We start from the raw sequence: 21,325 nt of genomic DNA, 5'->3' as shown, positions 1-21,325 counted from the left end.
CTAGCTCTTCATTACCTCTGATAGCTCTTTAATGCCAGGGGCGATCAAGTCTTTGTCGATGGCGTGAAACCCTAATCTGAAATAAGAATTGGGATCAAATTCGGATGAAGTTTCATTGCTCAACTTCGTTTCGGGATCGGTCATGAAGTGAGAATAGCCCGTCTCAATTAAAATCCCTTTTTGTGCGGCTCGTGACGCTAAGCGTTGGCTGTTGATGTGGCTTGGTGTTTGTAGCCACAAAGAGTTGGCTTGCTCACTCTGAGCCAGTCGTTTGCAGTCCGGTAAGTACTTTAAGACCGCATCATTGATCAGCTTCCAACGTTGGCGCGTGTTTTCTCTAAAACGCCTCACGAAGCTGTCGTAGTAGCCTTGTTCAATAAAGTGAGCCACTTCCATTTGAACGCGACTTGGTGCGTGTCGATACATCAACCTACGCAGTATTCTAAGGTCGTAGATTAGCTCTTCAGGTGCCACGATGTAGCCTAACCTTAAACCGGGTGCCAGTAGCTTAGAGAAGCTGCTCACGTAGATGACACGCCCTTCCTTGTCACTGGCTTTCAGCGCTGGTTTAGGGTTCCACTCAACGTTGCACTCGGCGTCATAGTCATCTTCGATAATCACTGCATCATTGGCTTTGGCCATCTCAAGTAACTGAGCTCGACGTTCGTCACTCATGGTCACGCCGGTGGGCGCTTGGTGACTGGGTGTGACATAGAAGTGGTCACACAGTGAAGAGTGTTCATTGAACCTCAATCCTTGTTCATCCACTTGATGAGGGTGTAACTGTGCACCAGAGAGATTAAAGATGTGGTTCGCTTCTTTGTAACCGGGGTTCTCGACACCGACTCGGCTCTGGTGATTCATCAACAAGGTCGAGAGCAGATAGAGCGCGTTCTGCGAGCCTAGGGTTATTAAAATCTCATCACTTTGAGCATGAATACCGCGCTGTGGGAGCACTCTTGTGCGTATTTGTTCCACCAGCATATCGACGTCTTTATCAACTTTGTCGCACAACCAGCGGTGGTCATGAGGATCTGAGGTCACTTTTCTTGTTGCTTCTCGCCATTGAGCTAATGGAAAGTCATTGATTGAAGGCTGGCCAAAAATAAATGGGTATTGATAGCAACTCCAGTGCGACGGTTTGACGATGCGAGGGTATTGGCTCAATTGCAGTTTTACTCGCTTGCTCCAATCCGGTGCATTGTCGTTGTTTGTTGATTCAAAATGATCCAAGTTCGCGTCTATCTCTTCGCTCGGATTTTGATACTTTTCTGACAGGTAATAACCACTGCGAGGCTTACTGATGAGATAGCCATCATCGAGCAAACTGTCGTACACCAGCGAGACCGTATTGCGTGAAACACCTAATTGGCTAGAGAGCTTGCGACAAGACGGGAGCGCTTGTTTCGCAGGAAAAATACCATTCAATATCGCCGTCACCAAATAGCTACGTACTTGTTCTTGCAGGCTTCTTTTGGAATCAAACTCGATGAAACAATTGTGATTTATCGCCATGAGATACAGTCCTTATTCTCAGTAAACCTCGATCCTATGTGTATAAAACAGCAAGAAGTGAGCCAGAGTTTATATAGATGTTTAAGGGCTGGCTTTTGGGCGATGACCAATGGGAAAGTTGCTCAGCTCTAACCTAAAAATAGCTCTGTCCCAACCTGAAAATTAAATTGGCTCTACGTCTTCGAGGCATTCCGTTCATAAAGTAAAGGCAGGCAAATAATCTCGATAAGGAAAGCGTATGAAACAGGGAATGACTATGAAGGCATGGGTTTCAACAGCGGCAGCAACAGTCGTACTGGGTTGTTTTGGTATCGCACAAGCATCCGAGCTTGCAGCCATCGAAAAGCAAGGTTTTATGAAAGTGGCGACAGAAGATAACTATTCGCCATTTAACTACATCGATCGTGGTAACCCGGCTGGGATTAATAAAGATCTGCTTGATGAACTGCGTGAATACTCGAAGTTCGATATTGAACAAGAGATCTTACCTTGGACAGGGTTGCTCGCCTCAGTATCTGCGGGTCAATACGATGTGGCGCTAACGGGCGCTATCGTGACAGATGCTCGATTGAAGGTGTTTGACTTTACGCCGCCTATTGCCTCAGCACAGCATTATTTCTTAACCAGAGCGGATGCTGACGATATTAATACGGTGTCGGATCTAGACGGAAAAACTGTTGGATTACAAGCGGGTAGTGCTTTGTTAGAGCGACTTCCAGAGCTAGAAGAAATGCTCGAAGCACAAGGCAAGTCTTTGGGTAAAGTAGTGCAGTATCAATCTTACCCAGAAGCATATTCAGATTTAGCTATTGGCCGAATCGACTACGTCATCAACAGTGTGGTTTCGGTTAACGAGGTAGTGAAATCTAAGTCTAACATCTTTAAAAAAGGTGAGGCGGTATCTGGCCCTGGTTTCGTAAGCTGGCCTGTTCCAAAAGAGAGCCCTGAGCTATTGGCTTATCTCACTGAGTTTTTCATTCACCTAGAACAAACAGGAAAAATGGCAGAGTTGCAGAAGAAGTGGTTCGGTGAATCGTTCGAGCATCTTCCTTCGGAAGCCATCACTTCAGTAGAGCAGTATCACAAGCTAACAGCGGTCCAGTAGATCAGTAAGCACGCGCTGGCACAAACAGTTAACCGCTGTTTGTGCCGATGACAAAAGGGCCAGAGCGATTTAGCCGATTTGTCATTCGCGCAAAAGCCTATTGCAAGAAGTCGCTTTTTAAAGAGGTCGTTTATGGATTATTACGCTTGGGAACAGCTGCTACAGGGCGCATGGGCTACAGCATGGATATCGGCAGTATCGATTGTATTGGGTGTGGTGATTGGTCTAGCGATTGCCTTAATTCGAATGATGAAAATCCCGTTTGTCGATCAAATGCTGGGCATTTATGTCAGTTGGGCAAGAGCAACACCTCTGGTGACTCTGGCTCTGTTTATCTTTCTTTCGTTTCCTTCATTTGGCATCAATTTAGACAAACACGTTTCTGCCATTTTAGCACTCACGCTCAACACATCGGCATTCAATGCGGAAATTTGGCGCAATGCCTTTCTCAACTTTTCAAAAGGGCAAATGGAAGCGGCTGAAGCCATTGGTATGAGACGCATAACTTACTTCCGCCGAATCATGTTCCCACAAATGGTGATCATGAGCTTACCTGCACTGGTCAATGAAATGTCGTTCTTAATCAAAGGCAGCCCAGCGATTGCCGTGATCGGTATCGTGGATCTAACCCGTGTCACCAACCGAATTGCAGCGGTTACCTATGAGCCTCTTGGGCCAATCCTGTGTGCAGGTGCCATCTACATGTTGATTATTGGCGTGTTGGTGAAATTGCAAGCTGTGGCTGAAAACCGAGCCACTTATCTGCAGCAATAAGTGCATGCAACTGCTATCAGCAGCAACAGTTTGGCCGTCATAACTACTTGGTCAGCAACACCATTTACCTGCTTGTGAAGCGTCATTGAGTGGGTAAATATAAGGAGTAAATATGGAAGAATGGAATATTATCTGGCAACAAAAAGAGCTGTTTGCTTCTGGTTTTGTGACCACTTTTTATCTTTTTGTTTCGTCTTCAATCTTGAGTTTCGTCATAGGTATTGGTTTGTTGTACTGTCTCGAAAACTCGAGATTCGGTGTTAAGTACACCATCAACAGTTTGATCGGCATGATGCGTACCTTACCGTTTCTGATCTTAGCCTACCTGCTCTATTACGGTTTGCCTCAGGTTGGCATTCGATTGGACGCAGTGACAGCGGGAATCATAGCGCTCAGTCTCTATCATGGTACGTATTTCTGTGAGATTTTCCGCGGTGTGCGTAAAGGGTTAGAGCCTGGTTACATCGAAGCAGCGCACGCTTATGGCTTTTCTAAACTGAAAACCTTCACCCGAGTCATCACGCCCAACGTGTTATTTAAGTCGGTTCCTCTGATCACTAACCAACTCATCATCTGCTTAAAAGACACCGCGTTTCTTAGCATTATCACCGTTGCAGAAATTACCGCGGCAGCCAACAGTATTCAATCCACATATTTTATCCCATTGAATGCGTTCATCATTGCGATTGCGCTCTACTGGGCGGTGAGTATTGCACTTGAAACCATCACTAAACGAATCCAAACCAAAGTTGAACTTAGAGGGCTTAGCCATGCTTAAACAATCAGAGATTATTGAAACAGAAGCACCGATTAACCCCTCTTTGGGAGTGAGTTTGGAAGTGATTGAGTGTGAGCCACTATTGGAAGAACGAGAGACGATCATCAGCGTTGAAAACTTGTCGAAGCAGTTTGATGGAATCGAAGTACTGCGAGACATCAACCTGACTATAAAAAAAGGCGATGTGGTGAGTATTCTCGGCTCGTCAGGTTCGGGTAAGTCAACACTATTGCGCTGCATGAATTGGCTAGAGCAGCCAGAGCGCGGCACGATTTTTATGGGTGATGAACGCATTGGGATCAACTCTGAAACGGGTAAACCTCTCAAATACAAAGAGTTAGCAAAACTCAGAGAGCGCCTTGGCATGGTATTTCAAAGCTTCAACTTATGGCCGCATCTCACCGTGTTGCAAAACGTGATGGAAGCGCTGGTTCATGTTAAGAAGATAGCGAAATCTGACGCAGAGGAGATGGCTCGTAAGCAACTTGATAAGGTTGGCATGTCTCACAAGCTAGAGAGTTATCCAAGTATGTTATCGGGTGGACAAAAGCAACGTGTCGCTATTGCTAGGGCGCTCGCGATGGAGCCGGATGTGTTGCTGTTTGATGAGCCAACCTCCGCGCTCGACCCTGAATTGGTAGAAGAGGTGTTACTGGTAATGAAGAAGCTATCGCAAGAGGGTTACACCATGGTAGTGGTGACTCATGAGATGGAATTCGCGCGTCAGGTGTCGGATCAAGTGGTGTTTCTTGAGAAGGGGATATTGATTGAAAAATCCAACCCAGAGAAGTTTTTCACTAACCCAGATTCATCAAGAGTAAGACAGTTCCTTAAGCTCGATTCATGAGCTAGATGGCTTGCACAACTTCAAGGCTCGACCGTTAAAAACTCCGACCTAATCAGTCGGAGTTTTTGTATGTGTGGGGTTCTTCTCTCAAGCAGGCACAGCATTACCCAATGCTATCAATATGGATCACCACAGAATCGGGTCGCCAGTATTCCAGTTCGCAGTCCATCAACTCGCCATCTTGTTTGTAGTTCACTCGGCAGATCTTAAGAACGGGCTGCCCTTCAGCCAAATTTAACGCCTTAGCGACATGGGCAGGGGCAGAGGTAGGAACCACGTCAAAGCGAGAACGTTGGGTCTCGTAGCCGTATTTTTCTCGGTAGATACCTGTCAGCGACATAGTGAGGTTTTCTGACAACACCTTTTCAAACAGTGGCGCTTTCAAGACGTTTTCAACGAACAGTACCGCTCTGCCATCAATAAATCGCAATCGCTCAATCACGTGTATCGGGGTGATCTGTTCTATCTCTAATGCTTTGGCGTAATCGCCTGCCGCCATCTCTGTGCGGGTGCTGAGCAGTCTTGTTTCTGCGATGCGATCTTGTTCGCGAATCATCTGATGAAAGTGAGAACGTGACAGTGGGTTGTAGCGAATACGTTCGGGCGACACATACCAACCTCGGCGCTCTTCTCTGTATATCAGGCCTTCGGTTTCTAACGACACCAACGCATCTTTGAGCGTGATTCGTGTGGTGGAAAACAGCTCACTGAGTTCTCTTTCAGATGGCAGTTTTTGCCCCTCAGTGAAGATGCCAGATTGAAGCTGCTCTCTGATGCTTGCCTTAATTCTGCCTAGTTGTGTCCCTGATTGCCCTGTTGCCAATGTTCTCATTACTGATCTAGTCCATAAGTTCGTGTGCTCAATAAGGTAAACCACGGAGTTAACAGGAATGTGACAGTAAACAACGACTTGCTGTCATATGAGTGAAATATAACTGCCATGTAAATGCATCTGAACTGTCAAATAAGTTGCGCGAAAGCGTCACACTCCGGCGATAGCATACAAAACGAACTTACTGACCTAGTCCAGAGGGATAGAGACAATGAAAACTTTGCTTAGCCGTTCAACTGTATCGCCAGCTAAACTGATTGGCGCAACGCTAATAACGGCAACACTTTCAATGCCAGCGATGGCGAAGGATGCTGATCTTGAGTCACTGATTGAAGCCGCTCAAAAAGAGGGTGCGGTTTACAGTGTGGGCATGCCAGACAGTTGGGCAAACTGGAAAGGCACATGGACTGATCTGAAAGCAAACTACGGTTTGAAGCATCAGGATACAGACATGAGCTCGGCACAAGAGATCTCGAAATTTGAAGCAGAGAAAAGAAACGCAACCGCAGATATCGGTGACGTTGGTTTCGCCTTTGCACGTGTCGCTGTGCAGAAAGACGTAACGCAGCCATACAAGCCAACGACTTGGGATGACATTCCAGATTGGGCGAAAGACAAAGATGGTCACTGGGCTCTGGCTTACACCGGTACTATTTCGTTCATTTCAAACAACAACCTTGTTGAAGATGCACCAAAATCTTGGAGTGACCTACTAGAAGGTGACTACAAAGTCACAGTCGGTGATGTAGGCGTAGCCGCGCAAGCAAACAACGCAATTCTAGCGGCTGCATTTGCTAACGGCGGCGACGAGTCAAACCTAAAACCAGCGATTAAATTCTTTGGTGAGCTAGCGAAACAAGGCCGTCTATCTTACACGGATCCAAGCATCGCAAACCTTGAAAAAGGCGAAGTGGAAGTGGCGATCATGTGGGATTTCAACGCATTGAACTACCGTGACACGATCGACCGTGAGCGCTTTACGGTAAACATTCCACAAGATGGCTCAGTAATCTCTGGTTACACCACCATCATCAATAAATACGCGAAAAACCCGAGCGCGGCGAAGTTGGCTCGTGAATACATCTTCAGTGACCAAGGCCAAATTAACCTAGCAGAAGGTTACGCGCGTCCAATCCGTAGCAGCGTTACGCTACCTCAATCAGTACAAGACAAGCTGATCTCGAACGAGCAATACAGCAACGTTCACCCAGTATCTGACTTCTCAGCATGGGAAAAGTCAGCACGTCGTTTGCCACGTCAATGGCAAGAAAGCGTATTGATTCACCAGCAATAACCCCGCTTAACATGCCACCTGTAACGGGTGGCTTATAGAAACAAGCAATAGAGAATAGACCATGAGCAATAAGGTTATCCTTGTTGTTCTAGATGGACTGAATTATCAGGTAGCCCGTGATTGCATGGGCTACCTGAACGGTCTTCTAGAACTTAAAGATCTTCATGAAAAACAGGGCGATTTGCAGAATAAGCAGGGCGATTCGTACAGTAAACAGAGCACTTCGCAGGGCACGCAAAAAAACAAGCTGCGCGCCACACTTTACCCAATGCAGTGTGAACTACCGTCTATGTCACGCCCTTTGTATGAATGCATTTTAACCGGAGTTCGCCCTGTTGAGAGTGGCATTGTTAACAACCAAATCGTGCGCTTGTCGAATCACGAGTCGATCTTTAGCTTGGCTAAATCTCAGGGCAAAGTGACGGCTGCCGCGGCCTATCACTGGGTGAGCGAGTTGTATAACCGCGCGCCGTTTGACGCTGTGCGTGACCGTTTTACCAACGATGAAACCATGAACATCCAACACGGTTGTTTTTATCACTGGGACCACTACCCAGATGAAGCCTTGTTCTTGGATGCAGAGCACCTGCGTATCACTCATCAGCCTGACTTCTTACTGATTCACCCAATGAACATTGACGACATAGGGCACAAGCACGGGCTGGATTCTCGCCAATACCGCAACAGTGCACGTGGCGCGGATATCTACCTGTCGAACTACCTAGAGAAATGGGTAAATGATGGCTATCAGGTGATCATTACCAGTGACCATGGCATGAACAATGACTTGTCTCACGGTGGCATTCTGCCTGAAGAGCGTGAAGTACCATTCTTCGTAATCGGCGATAAGTTCACACATCAAGAATGTTTAGTAAAACAAACCGACATCTGCGGCAGCGTGTGTCAGCTACTCAGCCTTGAACACGATAAATCTTACACTCAGGAATTGTTGGCCCTATGAGCAGTTCTGTAATCACGCAGAGCGATGGCTCTGCGCTTAAACCTCAAACCAAATCTTGGTTCAAACGCTTCAAGCCTGCTTTGTGGCTTGCGCCTTTCGCCCTGTTTTTCTATTTGTTCCAATTGGCACCTATGGTTTGGGTGTTGATCAACAGCTTCTTCTATAATGACGAACTCTCTCTCGAAAATTATTCTGAAATATTCGACTCTGCCTTCATGATGCAGGCTTTCGGTAACAGTTTATGGCTGTCGATTTGGTCGAGTATTGTTGGCTTAGCGATTGCAACTCTGCTCGTTTCTTCATTGCGCCGCGTTGATTCTAAAATCCGCGATGCGGTGATTGCGTTTACCAATATGAGCAGCAACTTCTCTGGCGTGCCTTTGTCGTTCGCATTCATCATCATCCTTGGTACTAACGGTGCAATCACCTTGTTGCTCAAGCAGTACGGGCTATTGGGCGATTTTGACTTGTATGGAAAGTGGGGCTTGCTGGCGATTTACATCTACTTCCAGATCCCATTAGCGGTTCTATTGTTGTATCCAGCATTCGATGCCCTTAGCGACGACTGGCAAGCTGCCTCAGCATTGCTTGGTGCGAAAACGTGGCAATACTGGACCAAAATCGCGCTGCCTGTGCTATCTCCTGCCTTGTTTGGCACCTTCATCATCTTGATTGCTAATGCGATTGGTGCGTATGCGAGCGTGTATGCGTTGACCTCGGGCAACTACAACGTGATTACGATTCGAATCGCGAGCTTAGTATCGGGCGACTTGTTCCTTGAACCTAACCTAGCAGCCGCAATTTCCGTGATTCTGATGGCGATGCTGGCCTTCATCACCGTGATTAACCAATGGCTGATCAGCAAAAGCTACGCAGGGAAGAGGAAGTAATGAACACCGTAAATACTCGCTTTCATAAAACCGTGGTCTATTCGATCGTTGGTATCATGATGATCCCGATCTTGGCGACCTTCATCTACTCGATCTCGTCACGTTGGGGCGCCACGATCCTACCTGATGGCTTTACTCTGGATTGGTACATTAATCTACTGACGGATCCTCGCTTCTTACAAGCCTTTGGTCGTTCACTGTTTATCTGTGTGGCGGCGCTGTCATTGAGTGTGGTGTTGGTTCTGCCTGCGATTTTCGTGGTGTTTTACTATTTCCCGAAACTCGACAAGGTGATGAATATCCTGATCTTATTGCCGTTCGCTGTGCCTCCTGTGGTGTCATCGGTTGGTTTACTTCAATTGTATGCAGACAGTGAAATCTCACTGATAGGCACACCATGGATTCTGATTGGTACTTACTTCACCATCGCGCTGCCATTCATGTACCGTGCGATTGCCAACAGCTTTGAAGCTATTAACTTACACGACTTGATGGACGCGGCTCACCTGCTTGGCGCAAGCACTACCAAGGCGTTTTTATTGATTATTCTGCCAAATCTTAAGAAAGGTTTAATGGCGTCGTTGTTCTTGTCGTTCTCGTTCCTATTGGGTGAGTTCGTGTTCGCTAACATCTTGGTCGGTACACGCTACGAGACACTGCAAATTTACCTATACAACATGCGTCAAACCAGTGGTCACTTCACGTCAGCCCTTGTGATGACGTACTTCCTGTTTATTTTCTTACTGACTTGGTTGGCAAGTCGTTTCAGCCAGGGAACAAAATAATGAGCTATGTAAATGCGAAAAACCTCACCAAGAGCTTTGGTGACAATACGGTGTTTGAAGACATTGAATTTTCCATCGAGAAGGGAGAGTTCATCACGTTGCTTGGCCCAAGTGGCTGCGGCAAATCAACGCTGCTACGTAGCTTAGCAGGCTTGAATCCGGTCGATGGTGGCGAAATCTGGGTGAATGGTGAAGAGATCACTCATCAAGTACCGCAAGAGCGTGGCATCGGCATGGTGTTTCAATCTTATGCGTTGTTCCCGAATATGACGGTTGAAGGCAATATTGCGTTTGGTCTTAAGATGAAAAAGCTTGCTGCTGATGAGATTAAGCGTGAAGTGGTGAAAGTGATTGGGCTGGTGGACTTAACGGGCAAAGAGAAGTTTTACCCGCATCAGTTATCGGGTGGCCAGCGTCAGCGTGTGGCTTTGGCAAGAGCTTTGGTGGTGAAGCCGCGTATTTTATTGCTCGATGAACCACTTTCAGCGCTGGATGCGAAGATCCGTAAGCATTTGCGCCAACAGATCCGAGATATTCAAAAAGAGATGAACCTGACCACGATCTTCGTGACTCACGATCAAGAAGAGGCGATGATCATGTCTGACCGTATCTTCTTGATGAATAAAGGGGAGATCGTACAAGCGGGTACACCTGAAGAGATCTACACTCAACCGGCCAATGAGTTCGTGGCAGGTTTCATGGGACACTACAACTTGGTACAAGCGAACAAGGCTAAGCAGCTGTTCAATATCGAAACCGAGTGGAAGGTGGCGATTCGACCTGAATCTATCTACGTTAAAGAGCAAGGCCGACAATATGGCGAACATATCTCTGCGCCGAAAACCGGCACCATTCGCAATCACCAGCTGTTGGGCAACGTGATTCGCTACCAAGTGGACGTTGATGAGTGTGAACTGACGGTCGACCTACTTAACCGTTCTTCTGAACGACTGTTGGCAAACGGTAGCCAACTTGAACTCCTGTTTAACCTTAACGAAATTCAACCTGTGAGAGCCTAAGATGTTCAAACCTTTGTATGTATTTGATATGGATGAAACGCTGATCAACGCCGATGCAGCGATGCTCTGGAATGAGTTCTTGGTTGAAAAGGGCATTGCCACAGCGCCGAACTTTATTGAAGAAGATAAGCGCTTAATGGGCTTGTATTCGGAAGGTAAGCTGAACATGGAAGATTACCTCACGTTCGCTATGCAGCCACTCGCCGACATGCCGACAGAACAAGTCAGCGCTTTGGTTGAAGAGTGTGTTGAGCAGCATATTTTGCCTAAGCAGTTCAAACAGTCGAAACCATTGATTGAGCAGCTAGAGAATGATGACATCGACATGTTGATCATCTCCGCTAGCGTCACTTTCTTAGTAGAAGCTGTGGGGCGCAAGATTGGTATCGAGAACGCACTCGGTATCGATTTGGTCGAAAACCAAGGCCGTTTCACGTCTCAGATCTCTGGTGTACCAAGCTACCGTGAAGGCAAAGTAACGCGTTTGAAAGAGTGGTTAGACAATCAAGAAACCAACTACTCAGATATCCACTTTTATACGGATTCAATCAACGACTTACCTTTGTGTGAACACGCTGATTTTTCTTATCTGGTAAACCCATGCCCGCGTTTGAAAGCATTGGCTGATCAACCAAATTGGTCGATTCTCAACTGGGATTAACGCGAATCTTATATTCGAATTAGCTTCGTTCTAGAATTCACCAAGCCGCTGACTACAGCGGCTTTTTGCATCATCAGTCTAATGTTCGATTTATCACCCAAACTGACAAAAGTGTACATGTAACAATTCAGTAACATCTCTAGCTTGGTTGTAAATCAAACCACCCTCTTTCAATCCCTTGATAGCACTCACTTTCTTGTGAATAGAGTTTTCGTGTAACAAATATTTTACAAATTGACGGGTTTTTAGCGTGATTGCCCATTTCCTTGCATCCATTCCAATCTGTCGGCTTGTGGGCCAAATTTAATTAAGGACAAAAAACACGCAACACTTCTTCAAGCAAAAAGAAGTCACGCAATAAAAACCAGTAATACAAAACCAATAGGTACAAGGAGAAAGTTCATGGTGGAGTCATACAACCCGCTTGGTACGGATGGATTCGAGTTTGTTGAATACACAGCTGTCGACCACAAGGGAATCGAGCAACTTAAAGCGCTGTTTGTGTCACTTGGTTTTGCTGAGATCGCTAAGCACCGTTCAAAAGAAGCTTGGCTGTATCGACAAGGTGACATCAACTTTATCGTCAATGAACAACCACACAGCCAAGCTGAAGCATTCGCTAAAGTTCACGGCCCATCTGTGTGTGGCATGGCGTTTCGTGTCAACGATGCAACTGCGGCAATGACACAAGCGTTTAGCGGCGGTGGTGAAGAGTACAAAACAGAAATAGGGCCGATGGAGCTGAGCATTCCTGCCATTTATGGTATCGGTGAAAGTTTGCTTTATTTTGTGGATCGCTACGGCAAGCAGAGCATCTATGACGTTGATTTCCGATTCTATGATGACGCGCAAGAGCGCATGGCGAAAGCCGATGTTGGTCTTTACGAGATCGATCACCTCACGCACAACGTGAAACAAGGCAATATGGATGTATGGTCTGGGTTCTATGAGCGTCTTGGCAACTTCCGTGAGATACGCTACTTCGACATCGAAGGCAAGTTGACAGGCCTTGTGAGCCGCGCCATGACCTCACCATGTGGCAAGATCCGTATCCCAATCAATGAGTCTTCTGACGACAAATCACAGATCGAAGAGTTCATTCGCGAATACAACGGCGAAGGCATCCAACATATCGCGCTCGCCACCGATGACATCTACAAAACCGTGAAAACTCTCCGTGATCGCGGGATGGACTTTATGCCAACCCCAGATACCTACTATGAGAAAGTTGACGATCGTGTGAAAGGCCACGGGGAAGACACTGATTTGCTGCGCGACCTACGTGTTCTGATTGATGGCGCACCGACCAAAGACGGCATATTGCTGCAAATTTTCACGCAGACAGTAATCGGGCCTGTGTTCTTTGAAATCATTCAGCGTAAAGGCAATGAAGGCTTTGGCGAAGGTAACTTCAAGGCGCTGTTTGAATCGATTGAAGAGGACCAGATTCGTCGAGGAGTATTAGACGATGCATAAATGGATCTCGTTTCCTCATCGGGAGGGGGTGTGTTCTAAACAAGCGCATGCCGACTTCCCTGAAGAGGCAATCTATGAGCGAGAGGCGGGTCGAAGTGGATTCTTCGGCCCTGCCGCTCACTTCCATCACCAACATGCCCCAACAGGTTGGTCGGAGTGGGAGGGCGATTTACGTCCTCGTGCTTTTGATTTTACGCTGGTGGAAAAAGCCAGTCAGATAACCCCTTGGGCGGTGCCTCATCTTTTGCACAACGCGGACTGCAAAATACGCGTATGGCGCATGGATGAGAAGATGGATTTCTTAGTGCGTAACTCCGATGGCGATGAGCTGCTGTTCATTCACCAAGGCAGTGCTGATCTCTATTGCGACTATGGTCATTTAGAAGTGAGTGAAGGGGATTACGTGATGATCCCGCGCTCGACCAACTGGCGCTTGGAGCCAAGCGAGCCGATGTTCATCCTGATGATTGAGAACACCGACGCGGCTTATTCTCTGCCAGAGAAGGGCATGGTCGGTAATCACGCGGTGTTTGATCCGGCGGTTCTTGAAATTCCGTCGATCAACGATCAATTCCGCGCTCAATATTCAGAAGATCAAACCCAAGTTCAGGTGAAGCGCCACGACAAAGTCAGTGTGATCACTTATCCGTTCAATCCACTGGATGCAATTGGCTGGCATGGTGATTTGGCCGTAGTGAAAGTGAATTGGCGCGATATCAGACCGCTGATGTCACATCGCTACCACTTGCCACCGTCTGCACATACCACCTTTGTTGGCGCAGGCTTTGTGGTGTGCACCTTTGTACCACGCCCGATTGAGAGCGATCCCGGTGCGCTGAAAGTGCCGTTCTACCACAACAATGACGATTATGACGAAGTGCTTTTCTATCATGCAGGGGACTTCTTCAGCCGCGACAATATTGAAGCAGGCATGGTGACCTTCCATCCTGCGGGCTTCACGCATGGGCCTCACCCGAAAGCCTTTAAGGCTGGGCAAGCGCATAAGAAAAAGTTCACCGATGAAGTCGCGGTGATGATCGATACTCGCCACGCACTGCAGTTCTCTGACGAACTCGATAGCGTTGAGAACAAAGAATATGTCTACAGTTGGCAAGAGAAGTAAGGGGCAACAAGGATGAAATTAGCAACCAAGAAAAATAGTACTCGTGATGGCCTATTGATGGTCGTGAGTAAAGATCTCAAACAGTGTGTACCTGCCACCGAAATCTTCCACGCGATGCATCTGGCGCCAACCATGCAGGTAGCCTTGGATAACTGGGACAGTGTTGCGCCTCAGTTAGAAGAGTTATACACCTCGTTAAATAACGGGCATGTGACGGGCAGTGAAGTGTTTGCCACACAGTATTGTGAATCACCATTGCCACGCGCTTATCAATGGGCAGATGGCAGCGCATATGTAAACCACGTTGAACTGGTTCGTAAGGCTCGTGGTGCTGAAATGCCAGAGAGCTTCTGGGTTGATCCACTCATGTATCAAGGCGGCTCAGATGCGTTTATCGGGCCACGTGACAATATTGAATTTGCCAGTGACGAATGGGGTATCGATTTTGAGGGGGAAGTCGCGGTTGTCACTGGAGATGTGCCAATGGGGGCTAGTGCTAAGCAAGCGCATGATTCGATTCGTCTGCTGATGTTAGTGAACGATGTGTCGCTGCGTGGTTTGATTCCTGCTGAGCTTGCCAAGGGCTTTGGTTTCTTCCAGTCTAAACCCTCTTCAGCGTTCTCTCCGGTTGCCGTTACGCCTGATGAGCTAGGTGAAGAGTGGAAAGGCAGTAAGGTACACCTGCCACTGACTTCAACCTACAACGACACACCTTTTGGTTGTCCAAATGCAGGCGTCGATATGACTTTCAATTTTGCAGAATTAGTTGTTCACGCTGCGAAAACTCGTCCATTGTCGGCCGGTGCGATCATTGGCTCGGGCACGGTTTCCAATAAGCAAGGCACTGACCACGGAACCTCAATTGCCGAGGGCGGCGTAGGCTATTCATGCATTGCTGAAGTACGCATGATAGAGACGATTCGTGATGGTAAGCCTTCAACTCAATTCATGTCGTTTGGTGATTCGATCAAGCTTGAGATGTTCGACGCGGCAGGTGACTCGATCTTTGGCGCGATTGACCAAAAAGTCAGTCAATATCGACCACGCTAATGACAGTGACAAGAGTAAAGCTGCACAGAGGCACGTTATGAACGAGGGCTCTTTATGAACAAGAAGGTCACACTCTATGGTTATTGGCGCTCTTCCGCAGCCTATCGGGTGCGTATTGGATTGAACCTAAAGCAACTCAGCTATGAGTCGAAATCGGTGCATTTGGTGCGTAATGGCGGCGAGCAGCATGACCCACAATATCGCGAGCTCAATGCCAGTGAATTAGTGCCAGTGCTGCTGGATGGTGACGTTCAACTCAATCAGTCGCTGACGATTTTACAATACTTGGATGAAAGCTATTTGTGTGAGAGCAGCCCAGATTCCTTGTTGATTCCTGAGCAAACACCACTTCGCTATCAAGCGTTGGCAATGGCGCAGGATATTGCGATGGAAATTCATCCTCTCAATAACTTGCGTGTGTTGCAGTATTTGGAGCGAGAATTGTCGTGTGAACAAGATGCGAAAATGGAATGGCTTCATCACTGGATGAACCAAGGTTTCCATGCTTTAGAAGAGAAGCTAGCAAAGCACAGAAAAGCACATGGCGATTCGGTGTATAGCCTCACTGATTCCCCTTGTATCGTCGATATTTGTTTAGTACCGCAAGTCTACAATGCACTGCGTTTTGGCGTTGATATGTCGCCTTATCCGCTGATTAACTCGATTGTTGAAGCGTGCAATCAGTTACCCGCGTTCATCGATGCGATGCCAGAGAACCAAGCAGATGCAAATGCACCTATGTGAACGAATGGCAACAATTAACAGCTGGCTTCAACTGTAATCGCTTATACACAGCCTGACATTTAAGAGCCTGAATAAATGCCAGATCAGGTTCTACGTACCTTCAATACGGGAGAAATGCGGGTGTAAGTTTGAGTACCGTGTTGATTTGACCAGATCTGGTTGAGCTTTTCCATCACGGTTTTGGCTATCTCATTGACCGGTTGGGCAATGGTTGTGAGCTGATAGCCCTGCCACGCCGCTTGGGGAACATTATCACAGCCAACGATTCTTAACTGCTCTGGCACTGGTATACGAGCAATATCGCGACAGCTGTCCAAGACGCCCATAGCGAGTGCATCTGAAGCGCAAAAAATGCCGTCAAGCTCACGAATGGCTTCTATCTCTCGCATAGCCAACTCAAAACCGGCTGAATAGCCGTAGCTTTGCGCGCACAAACGTTCAGGGATAAAGCCAAGCTGCTCTTCAACGACGTTTTTAAAGCCTTGATAGCGTTCATTTGAGGCTGACCCGTCTTGCCGGCCAGCAATAAATCCGAGCTTTGTTATACCTAGGCGAATCAAGTGTTCAGCAGCAAGGCGACCAGCTTGAACATTGTCGGTTTGAACAGAGGGAATGATGCCTCGTTCGTCCGCTCGTCCCAATGTCACAAGGGGGAGAGAGAGCCTTAGGCATTGTTCAAACCCCTCGACAGGGAGAGATCCTGCGACAGCAATTACGCCATCAACCTGATAACCAGAGAGGCGTAATATGGCTTGCTCTAAATCCTGCTCGTGCTTAACGTTGAGTAGCATAGGCTGCTTGCCATGTTGTTGAAGTATGTTGGAGAGGACCTCAAACAAATGCGACTGATACGGGTTTGAAAAGTCGCTGATCAATATGGCTATCAAGTTTGACCGTTTTTTTTGTGCAGGGGTACTCAAGGTTCGAGCAAAGAAGTTGGGTTGATAGCCAAGTGTCTTTGCCGCCTCAAGAATTCGATCTCGTTTGTCGGCTTGAATGCTTGCACCTTCGGTAAATGCTCTTGAAACAGCGGATCGTGAGACGCCAACATGCTCGGCAACATCTAGTGCGGTAACGGTCTTTTTCGTGCTATTAATAAACGGACTCCTTTCGAACTTTCTGGTTTACATCGCGGCCATCAGGTGGCTGGCACAATTGTTCCAGTATTGACCCTTTGGGCCATGCCCACACTGGGCCAGTATAAGTGGTGGTGAGTGACGGGGCTACCACTAAGTCTGCTTCGGCGCAGATTAATTGGGCCGCGAGAACATCCCAAATATACACGTGTCCCATGTAGCATCCGTCCAGTTCTCCGCAGGCTACTTGTGTCATTGACCAAGCAGCGGAACCACTCACTCGAACCTGATGGCCGTTCTCAATGAGCCATTCTGTGTTGCGTAAGTAGCCGTTGGCTACCTTTGGTTGGTAATTAAGATTTAGCCCTATGACTAACTCTTTGTCTGAAAGTGGCCTTGGCCTTAAAGGGCGGGTCTCTCCATTCTTAATTTCGTAGGCTCCTTGCCCGCGACTGGCGACGACCACTCGCTTTTGTATTGGGTTTGCGATCACGCCAACACACGCGCCATCTTGGTCTAGAAAGGCGATGCTAATAACAAAATCGCCATGCCCGTAGAGAAAATTTGTCGTGCCATCAATGGGGTCTATTACCCAGCAAGGGGCGATTAACTCCCCACCAAGCTCCTCGCCAAAGAAGTGATGCGTAGGATAAGCGTGGCTTAGTGCCTGTCGAATGAACTGTTCTACCTCTCGGTCAGCTTCAGATACCCAGTCGTGGTGTCCCTTTGACTCCACTGACAGATCATGTCGATTGTTGAACCATCTCATTGCAATGGTTGCCGCGTCGTTAGCTATCTCGATAACGGCGTTTAACATGGCATTAAGTTCGTCACATGATTGAACTTGATTTGGGTTTGAGTAGTTTAAACTTGGTTGATTAAGCGACATTACCGTTTCCCCAATGATTGATAGCAACCAGAATTTCGCCCTCTTTTGCCAATTCAAACTCAGTACGATGATGGATTGCAATTGAAAGTGGTGAGCGTACCGCTGGTTCTATGTGATAGAGCTTCCACTGGCTGCCAGGTTTTACTTCAACACTGGAGAGTTGTGTCCACGAACCGTGACTGGCATGAGGTTCGATCGTCTCGCATTCTGCAAAGACTAGATCGCTTTCACAGGCCAGTTGTAAGCTCTTCCCAGTTAATTGACCATCACCAGAGTAGAGCAGTTGATAGCCTAGAGAGGAGGTCAAATGCAGGCTCAAGTTACTGACGGCATGCTGTGTCGGTGCGGTTTGAGCATCCCAAGGTCCAATCGTCGTTAACGTTTCACTCTCACACCATTCGATCTCATAACCCAAGGCATCAACAGGCCAATGTGCAAAACGAGCTAAAGATTCGATAATCGCCTTTTGTTCACGTTGAACAATGATTTGAATTGGTCGTGAGCGTTGTTTTGAGTCCATCCAATTGAGTAGTGTGGTTAATCCCAAGCAGTGATCGGGGTGCGAATGGGTAATGTAGATAGCATCAAGTTCATGGCAGCTTATATTGCAGCGAAATAGGGCGGCCGGCACTGTTGGGCCGCAGTCAACTAATAATGTGTATTCGCTTTGCTCGACGATAACACTGGCGTTGGTATGCCCTCCATCATAAGCATCCCCAACCCCAAGTGTGTGTACCTTAAAATCACGCGGCATGAGACACCTCGACATCAAGTACTCGTTCTTCATTGTCGCCAAACCAATGTTGCACTGAATCAGGCAGGTTTATAGGCAGAGCGTCACCCACGTCATACAGTTCATCACTTTCTACAATGAAGGCTGAACCGTTCAAATGCCCATAATAGAGTCGGGCATAACCAAGTGGTTCCATGACTTCTACAGTCATTGTGCAACTAGGGTTAATGGAGTCGACACAAACCTGACTAGGGCGCAGTCCGACGGATGCTGACCCTTTTGGCACTATGCCTTGATGAGTAAGCGCCTCATAGGTGTCAGCTGGTAGAAAGTTCATGACTGGCGAGCCAATGAATGAGGCAACGAATTTATTCTGTGGCCTGTTATACAGCTCTTCAGGCGTTCCTATTTGCTCAATCGAGCCTTTGTTAAGCACTACGATTTTGTCCGCCAGTGTCATGGCTTCAACTTGATCATGGGTCACGTAAATCATAGTGGACTTGAGCTTCTGGTGTAGCTGTTTCAAGTAAAGGCGCATTTCACTGCGCAGTTTTGCATCTAGATTAGACAGTGGTTCATCAAATAGGAAAAGTTCAGGGTTTCTTACAATGGCTCGGCCAATGGCTACTCGTTGTTTTTGCCCACCAGAGAGCTCACTGGGTAAGCGCTCTAGAAGGGGAGTGAGTTGCAGGCTTTCGGCTGTGGATTGCACCAATGAATCGATGGTTTCTTTGGATTCCCCTGCCATCTTGAGCGGAAAGCCAATGTTCTTTTTTACCGTCATGTGCGGATAGAGGGCGTACGACTGAAATACCATCGCAACTTCACGCTCAGAAGGGTGTACGCGATTCAAAATATGCTCGTTGAGCGTCATAGTGCCCTTGGTAATGCTTTCTAAACCAGCAATCATGCGAAGAAGCGTCGATTTTCCGCAACCTGATGGGCCTACAAACACGACAAATTCACCGTCGTTGATGGTCAAGTTAACCTCAGGGATCACAATGTGGTCACCGTAGGTTTTATGGATATTTTTTAGTTTTAGTTTTGTCATGAGTAATTCCTTATTTCAATCCCTATTTCAGGCCCATCGAAAAGCCGCGCAGCAGGTACTTCTGCATATAGCTGGCAAGAAAAAGCATAGGAACAGAGGAGATAATGCCTATCACCATAAGCTCGCCCCATGCGGTGCCGTCTTCTGTCATGAAGTTAGAAATGAACAGCGGGATGGTAAATTTGTCTGGTGTGTGTACGAAAAGAAGAGAGAATAAAAACTCGTTCCATCCCAAAATCATGGCGAAAATAGACGTCGCGACCAGACCAGGGGCACAGAGTGGAAATACAATATATTGAAGGCGTTTGAATAAATGAGCGCCATCCATTGAGCCTGCTTCTTCGATCTCTAAAGGGACGTCACGAATGAAGCCCAACAGCATCCAGATACAAAAGGGCAGGGTGTAAACCTGATACGCCAATACCAGCCCAAGTTTGCTATTTAGCAACCCGAACTGGTTCATTAACGAGTACAACGGAATAGCCACCACAATCGGTGGCATCATTTTGATGATTAACACCGACAACAAAAACAGGTTGTCCAGTTTGGCTGGAAAGCGGTATCGAACCAACGCGTAAGCCGCGAAGAATGCCACAATGACGGAAACCACCGTTGCAGATAGCGATACCAGCACGGTGTTACTGATTAGAGTAAACAGCTCCCCTTGCCATACCTTTAGAAAGGAGTCGAAGCTCAGTGTCGAAGGCAATAATGCGGCCCCAGAATGCAAGATTTCCGAGGGTGACTTAAAGGCGGTACCGAACATCCAAATGATCGGGAGTATAAATAAACCGGTCGCAGCCCAGACGAAAAAAGTATGAAGGCGTGTATTCATTTTTTGCCTCCTTTCATTACGCGTTTCGCATAGATAAGAGTCATAGAGAGTGAGATAGCGAGCATGACCAGTGATGAGGCGCTTGCCATTCCTAAGTCAAAGAATCGGAAACCGTATTTGTAGACAAACATCGATAAGGTCTCGGTGGCGTTCCCCGGGCCTCCTCCCGTCATCACGTACACCTTGTCAAACAGCTTAAAGGTGTCGATAGAACGCAGAAGAAAGGCTAGTAAAATCTGTTTCTGAATGAGTGGTAAGGTGATGTAAAACGTCGACTTCCAACCTTTTGCTCCATCGATCATCGCGGCTTCATTGATGTCTTTCGGCACCGATTGCAGTCCCGCGAGAATGATGAGAAATGCCATTGGCGTCCACTGCCAAGTATCAACCATGGCAATGGCAAATAGAGCTAAGTCTGGGTTAAACAACCACTCTTGGGCAGGCAGCCCGATTGACACCAAAACGGCGTTCAGCAGGCCGAAATCATAGTGGTACCAAGAACGCCATATAGAAGAGCAAACTAAGGTCGAAATCATCATCGGGTAGATGATAATGGGCAGAGCGAATCGTCGGCCAGGAAATTGGCGATGAAACAGCAAGGCTAATGCCAAACCAAGTAGCACCTGAGCGGTTGAGGCTACCAGTGTAAAAACGAACGTGTTTTTTATCGCAGCGATGAAGAAGAAGTCATTGAAGAGTTCGCTGAAATTCGCGAAGCCAATGAATTGATAGCTAGCACGCTCGCTGTCTAAGCTGAAGAACGCATTGTAAAGCACCGACAAAATTGGGTAGACCGTGAGTAAGCCAAGCACAAGCATTGCAGGGAGCAACAACACAGCGAGCTGCTTACGATTTTCAAACAACATACAAAAGCCTAAAAGCAGCCA

At 47.3% G+C, this 21,325-nt stretch carries 23 protein-coding genes; 14 read left to right on the top strand and 9 right to left on the bottom strand.

Annotated features, from left to right (window positions below):
- Positions 1 to 1,515, bottom strand: coding sequence for a PLP-dependent aminotransferase family protein (locus tag ITG10_RS18725; RefSeq protein ID WP_017630966.1), 1,515 nt, complete (start codon positions 1,513 to 1,515; stop codon positions 1 to 3).
- Positions 1,516 to 1,753: 238 nt separating this feature from the next.
- On the opposite strand from ITG10_RS18725, the gene ITG10_RS18720 reads away from it, so the two are divergent.
- The 4 genes from ITG10_RS18720 (at position 1,754) to ITG10_RS18705 (ending at position 5,019) form a co-directional block, all read left to right on the top strand.
- Positions 1,754 to 2,620: a transporter substrate-binding domain-containing protein gene (locus ITG10_RS18720; RefSeq protein WP_017630967.1), complete on the top strand. Its 867-nt coding sequence runs from the start codon at positions 1,754 to 1,756 to the stop codon at positions 2,618 to 2,620.
- A 132-nt stretch (positions 2,621 to 2,752) separates the two neighbouring features.
- Entirely contained in the window at positions 2,753 to 3,394 is a 642-nt protein-coding gene (locus ITG10_RS18715; protein ID WP_017630968.1) for an amino acid ABC transporter permease, read from the top strand.
- A 112-nt stretch (positions 3,395 to 3,506) separates the two neighbouring features.
- Positions 3,507 to 4,172, top strand: a complete 666-nt coding sequence (locus ITG10_RS18710) for an ABC transporter permease subunit (protein ID WP_017630969.1) — start codon at positions 3,507 to 3,509, stop codon at positions 4,170 to 4,172.
- Positions 4,165 to 5,019, top strand: a complete 855-nt coding sequence (locus ITG10_RS18705; RefSeq protein WP_016798628.1) for an amino acid ABC transporter ATP-binding protein — start codon at positions 4,165 to 4,167, stop codon at positions 5,017 to 5,019. The genes ITG10_RS18710 and ITG10_RS18705 overlap by 8 nt, the downstream gene beginning before the upstream one ends.
- A 103-nt stretch (positions 5,020 to 5,122) precedes the next feature.
- Here ITG10_RS18705 and ITG10_RS18700 read toward each other — a convergent pair whose 3' ends face one another.
- Entirely contained in the window at positions 5,123 to 5,851 is a 729-nt protein-coding gene (locus tag ITG10_RS18700) for a UTRA domain-containing protein (protein ID WP_017630970.1), read from the bottom strand.
- Between the two features lie 211 nt (positions 5,852 to 6,062).
- On the opposite strand from ITG10_RS18700, the gene ITG10_RS18695 reads away from it, so the two are divergent.
- The 6 genes from ITG10_RS18695 to ITG10_RS18670 all read left to right on the top strand — a co-directional run bounded on the left by ITG10_RS18695 (position 6,063) and on the right by ITG10_RS18670 (position 11,461).
- On the top strand, positions 6,063 to 7,145 hold the full coding sequence (locus ITG10_RS18695; protein ID WP_017630971.1) for an ABC transporter substrate-binding protein: 1,083 nt from the start codon (positions 6,063 to 6,065) through the stop codon (positions 7,143 to 7,145).
- Between the two features lie 61 nt (positions 7,146 to 7,206).
- The gene (locus ITG10_RS18690; RefSeq protein ID WP_017630972.1) at positions 7,207 to 8,106 is read left to right on the top strand and encodes an alkaline phosphatase family protein; all 900 of its coding nucleotides are present in this window, start codon (positions 7,207 to 7,209) and stop codon (positions 8,104 to 8,106) included.
- Positions 8,103 to 8,996 (top strand): ABC transporter permease subunit, encoded by an 894-nt coding sequence (locus tag ITG10_RS18685; protein WP_017630973.1) that lies wholly within the window; start codon positions 8,103 to 8,105, stop codon positions 8,994 to 8,996. Before ITG10_RS18690 ends, ITG10_RS18685 begins: the two co-directional genes overlap by 4 nt.
- Entirely contained in the window at positions 8,996 to 9,781 is a 786-nt protein-coding gene (locus ITG10_RS18680; RefSeq protein WP_004732591.1) for an ABC transporter permease, read from the top strand. The genes ITG10_RS18685 and ITG10_RS18680 overlap by 1 nt, the downstream gene beginning before the upstream one ends.
- Positions 9,781 to 10,800, top strand: a complete 1,020-nt coding sequence (locus tag ITG10_RS18675) for an ABC transporter ATP-binding protein (RefSeq protein ID WP_017630974.1) — start codon at positions 9,781 to 9,783, stop codon at positions 10,798 to 10,800. Before ITG10_RS18680 ends, ITG10_RS18675 begins: the two co-directional genes overlap by 1 nt.
- Before the next feature lies 1 nt (position 10,801).
- On the top strand, positions 10,802 to 11,461 hold the full coding sequence (locus ITG10_RS18670) for an HAD family hydrolase (RefSeq protein ID WP_017630975.1): 660 nt from the start codon (positions 10,802 to 10,804) through the stop codon (positions 11,459 to 11,461).
- Between the two features lie 93 nt (positions 11,462 to 11,554).
- On the opposite strand, the gene ITG10_RS18665 is transcribed toward ITG10_RS18670, so the two are convergent.
- Entirely contained in the window at positions 11,555 to 11,737 is a 183-nt protein-coding gene (locus ITG10_RS18665; RefSeq protein ID WP_017630976.1) for a hypothetical protein, read from the bottom strand.
- 126 nt (positions 11,738 to 11,863) lie between these two features.
- Between ITG10_RS18665 and hppD the strand changes: the two genes are divergently transcribed.
- From hppD to maiA, 4 genes are read left to right on the top strand one after another with little or no spacing between them, the layout of a single operon-like run.
- On the top strand, positions 11,864 to 12,937 hold the full coding sequence (gene hppD, locus ITG10_RS18660) for a 4-hydroxyphenylpyruvate dioxygenase (protein ID WP_017630977.1): 1,074 nt from the start codon (positions 11,864 to 11,866) through the stop codon (positions 12,935 to 12,937).
- The gene (locus tag ITG10_RS18655; protein WP_026084256.1) at positions 12,930 to 14,060 is read left to right on the top strand and encodes a homogentisate 1,2-dioxygenase; all 1,131 of its coding nucleotides are present in this window, start codon (positions 12,930 to 12,932) and stop codon (positions 14,058 to 14,060) included. The genes hppD and ITG10_RS18655 overlap by 8 nt, the downstream gene beginning before the upstream one ends.
- 12 nt (positions 14,061 to 14,072) lie before the next feature.
- A complete protein-coding gene (locus tag ITG10_RS18650) occupies positions 14,073 to 15,110 on the top strand; it encodes a fumarylacetoacetate hydrolase family protein (RefSeq protein ID WP_017630979.1) in 1,038 nt (345 codons plus the stop codon).
- 54 nt (positions 15,111 to 15,164) lie between these two features.
- Positions 15,165 to 15,854 (top strand): maleylacetoacetate isomerase, encoded by a 690-nt coding sequence (gene maiA, locus ITG10_RS18645; RefSeq protein ID WP_017630980.1) that lies wholly within the window; start codon positions 15,165 to 15,167, stop codon positions 15,852 to 15,854.
- 83 nt (positions 15,855 to 15,937) lie between these two features.
- Here maiA and ITG10_RS18640 read toward each other — a convergent pair whose 3' ends face one another.
- The 6 genes from ITG10_RS18640 to ITG10_RS18615 are packed head-to-tail and all read right to left on the bottom strand — an operon-like array spanning position 15,938 to position 21,304.
- Positions 15,938 to 16,951, bottom strand: a complete 1,014-nt coding sequence (locus ITG10_RS18640) for a substrate-binding domain-containing protein (RefSeq protein WP_026084257.1) — start codon at positions 16,949 to 16,951, stop codon at positions 15,938 to 15,940.
- A complete protein-coding gene (locus ITG10_RS18635; protein ID WP_017630982.1) occupies positions 16,947 to 17,819 on the bottom strand; it encodes an inositol monophosphatase in 873 nt (290 codons plus the stop codon). Before ITG10_RS18635 ends, ITG10_RS18640 begins: the two co-directional genes overlap by 5 nt.
- Positions 17,809 to 18,573 (bottom strand): MBL fold metallo-hydrolase, encoded by a 765-nt coding sequence (locus ITG10_RS18630; protein ID WP_026084258.1) that lies wholly within the window; start codon positions 18,571 to 18,573, stop codon positions 17,809 to 17,811. The genes ITG10_RS18635 and ITG10_RS18630 overlap by 11 nt, the downstream gene beginning before the upstream one ends.
- Entirely contained in the window at positions 18,563 to 19,603 is a 1,041-nt protein-coding gene (ugpC, locus tag ITG10_RS18625; RefSeq protein WP_248387064.1) for a sn-glycerol-3-phosphate ABC transporter ATP-binding protein UgpC, read from the bottom strand. Before ugpC ends, ITG10_RS18630 begins: the two co-directional genes overlap by 11 nt.
- Before the next feature lie 22 nt (positions 19,604 to 19,625).
- Complete coding sequence (locus ITG10_RS18620; protein WP_017630276.1) at positions 19,626 to 20,438, bottom strand: carbohydrate ABC transporter permease; 813 nt, start codon at positions 20,436 to 20,438, stop codon at positions 19,626 to 19,628.
- Positions 20,435 to 21,304 carry a sugar ABC transporter permease gene (locus ITG10_RS18615; RefSeq protein WP_017630277.1) on the bottom strand — a complete coding sequence of 290 codons (870 nt, stop codon included), beginning with the start codon at positions 21,302 to 21,304 and terminating at the stop codon, positions 20,435 to 20,437. The genes ITG10_RS18620 and ITG10_RS18615 overlap by 4 nt, the downstream gene beginning before the upstream one ends.
- Positions 21,305 to 21,325: the final 21 nt, after the last annotated feature.

Origin of the sequence: Vibrio sp. ED004 (assembly GCF_023206395.1) — a bacterium.
GTDB lineage: Bacteria > Pseudomonadota > Gammaproteobacteria > Enterobacterales > Vibrionaceae > Vibrio.
This window is presented reverse-complemented; position numbering and strand designations above follow the sequence as displayed.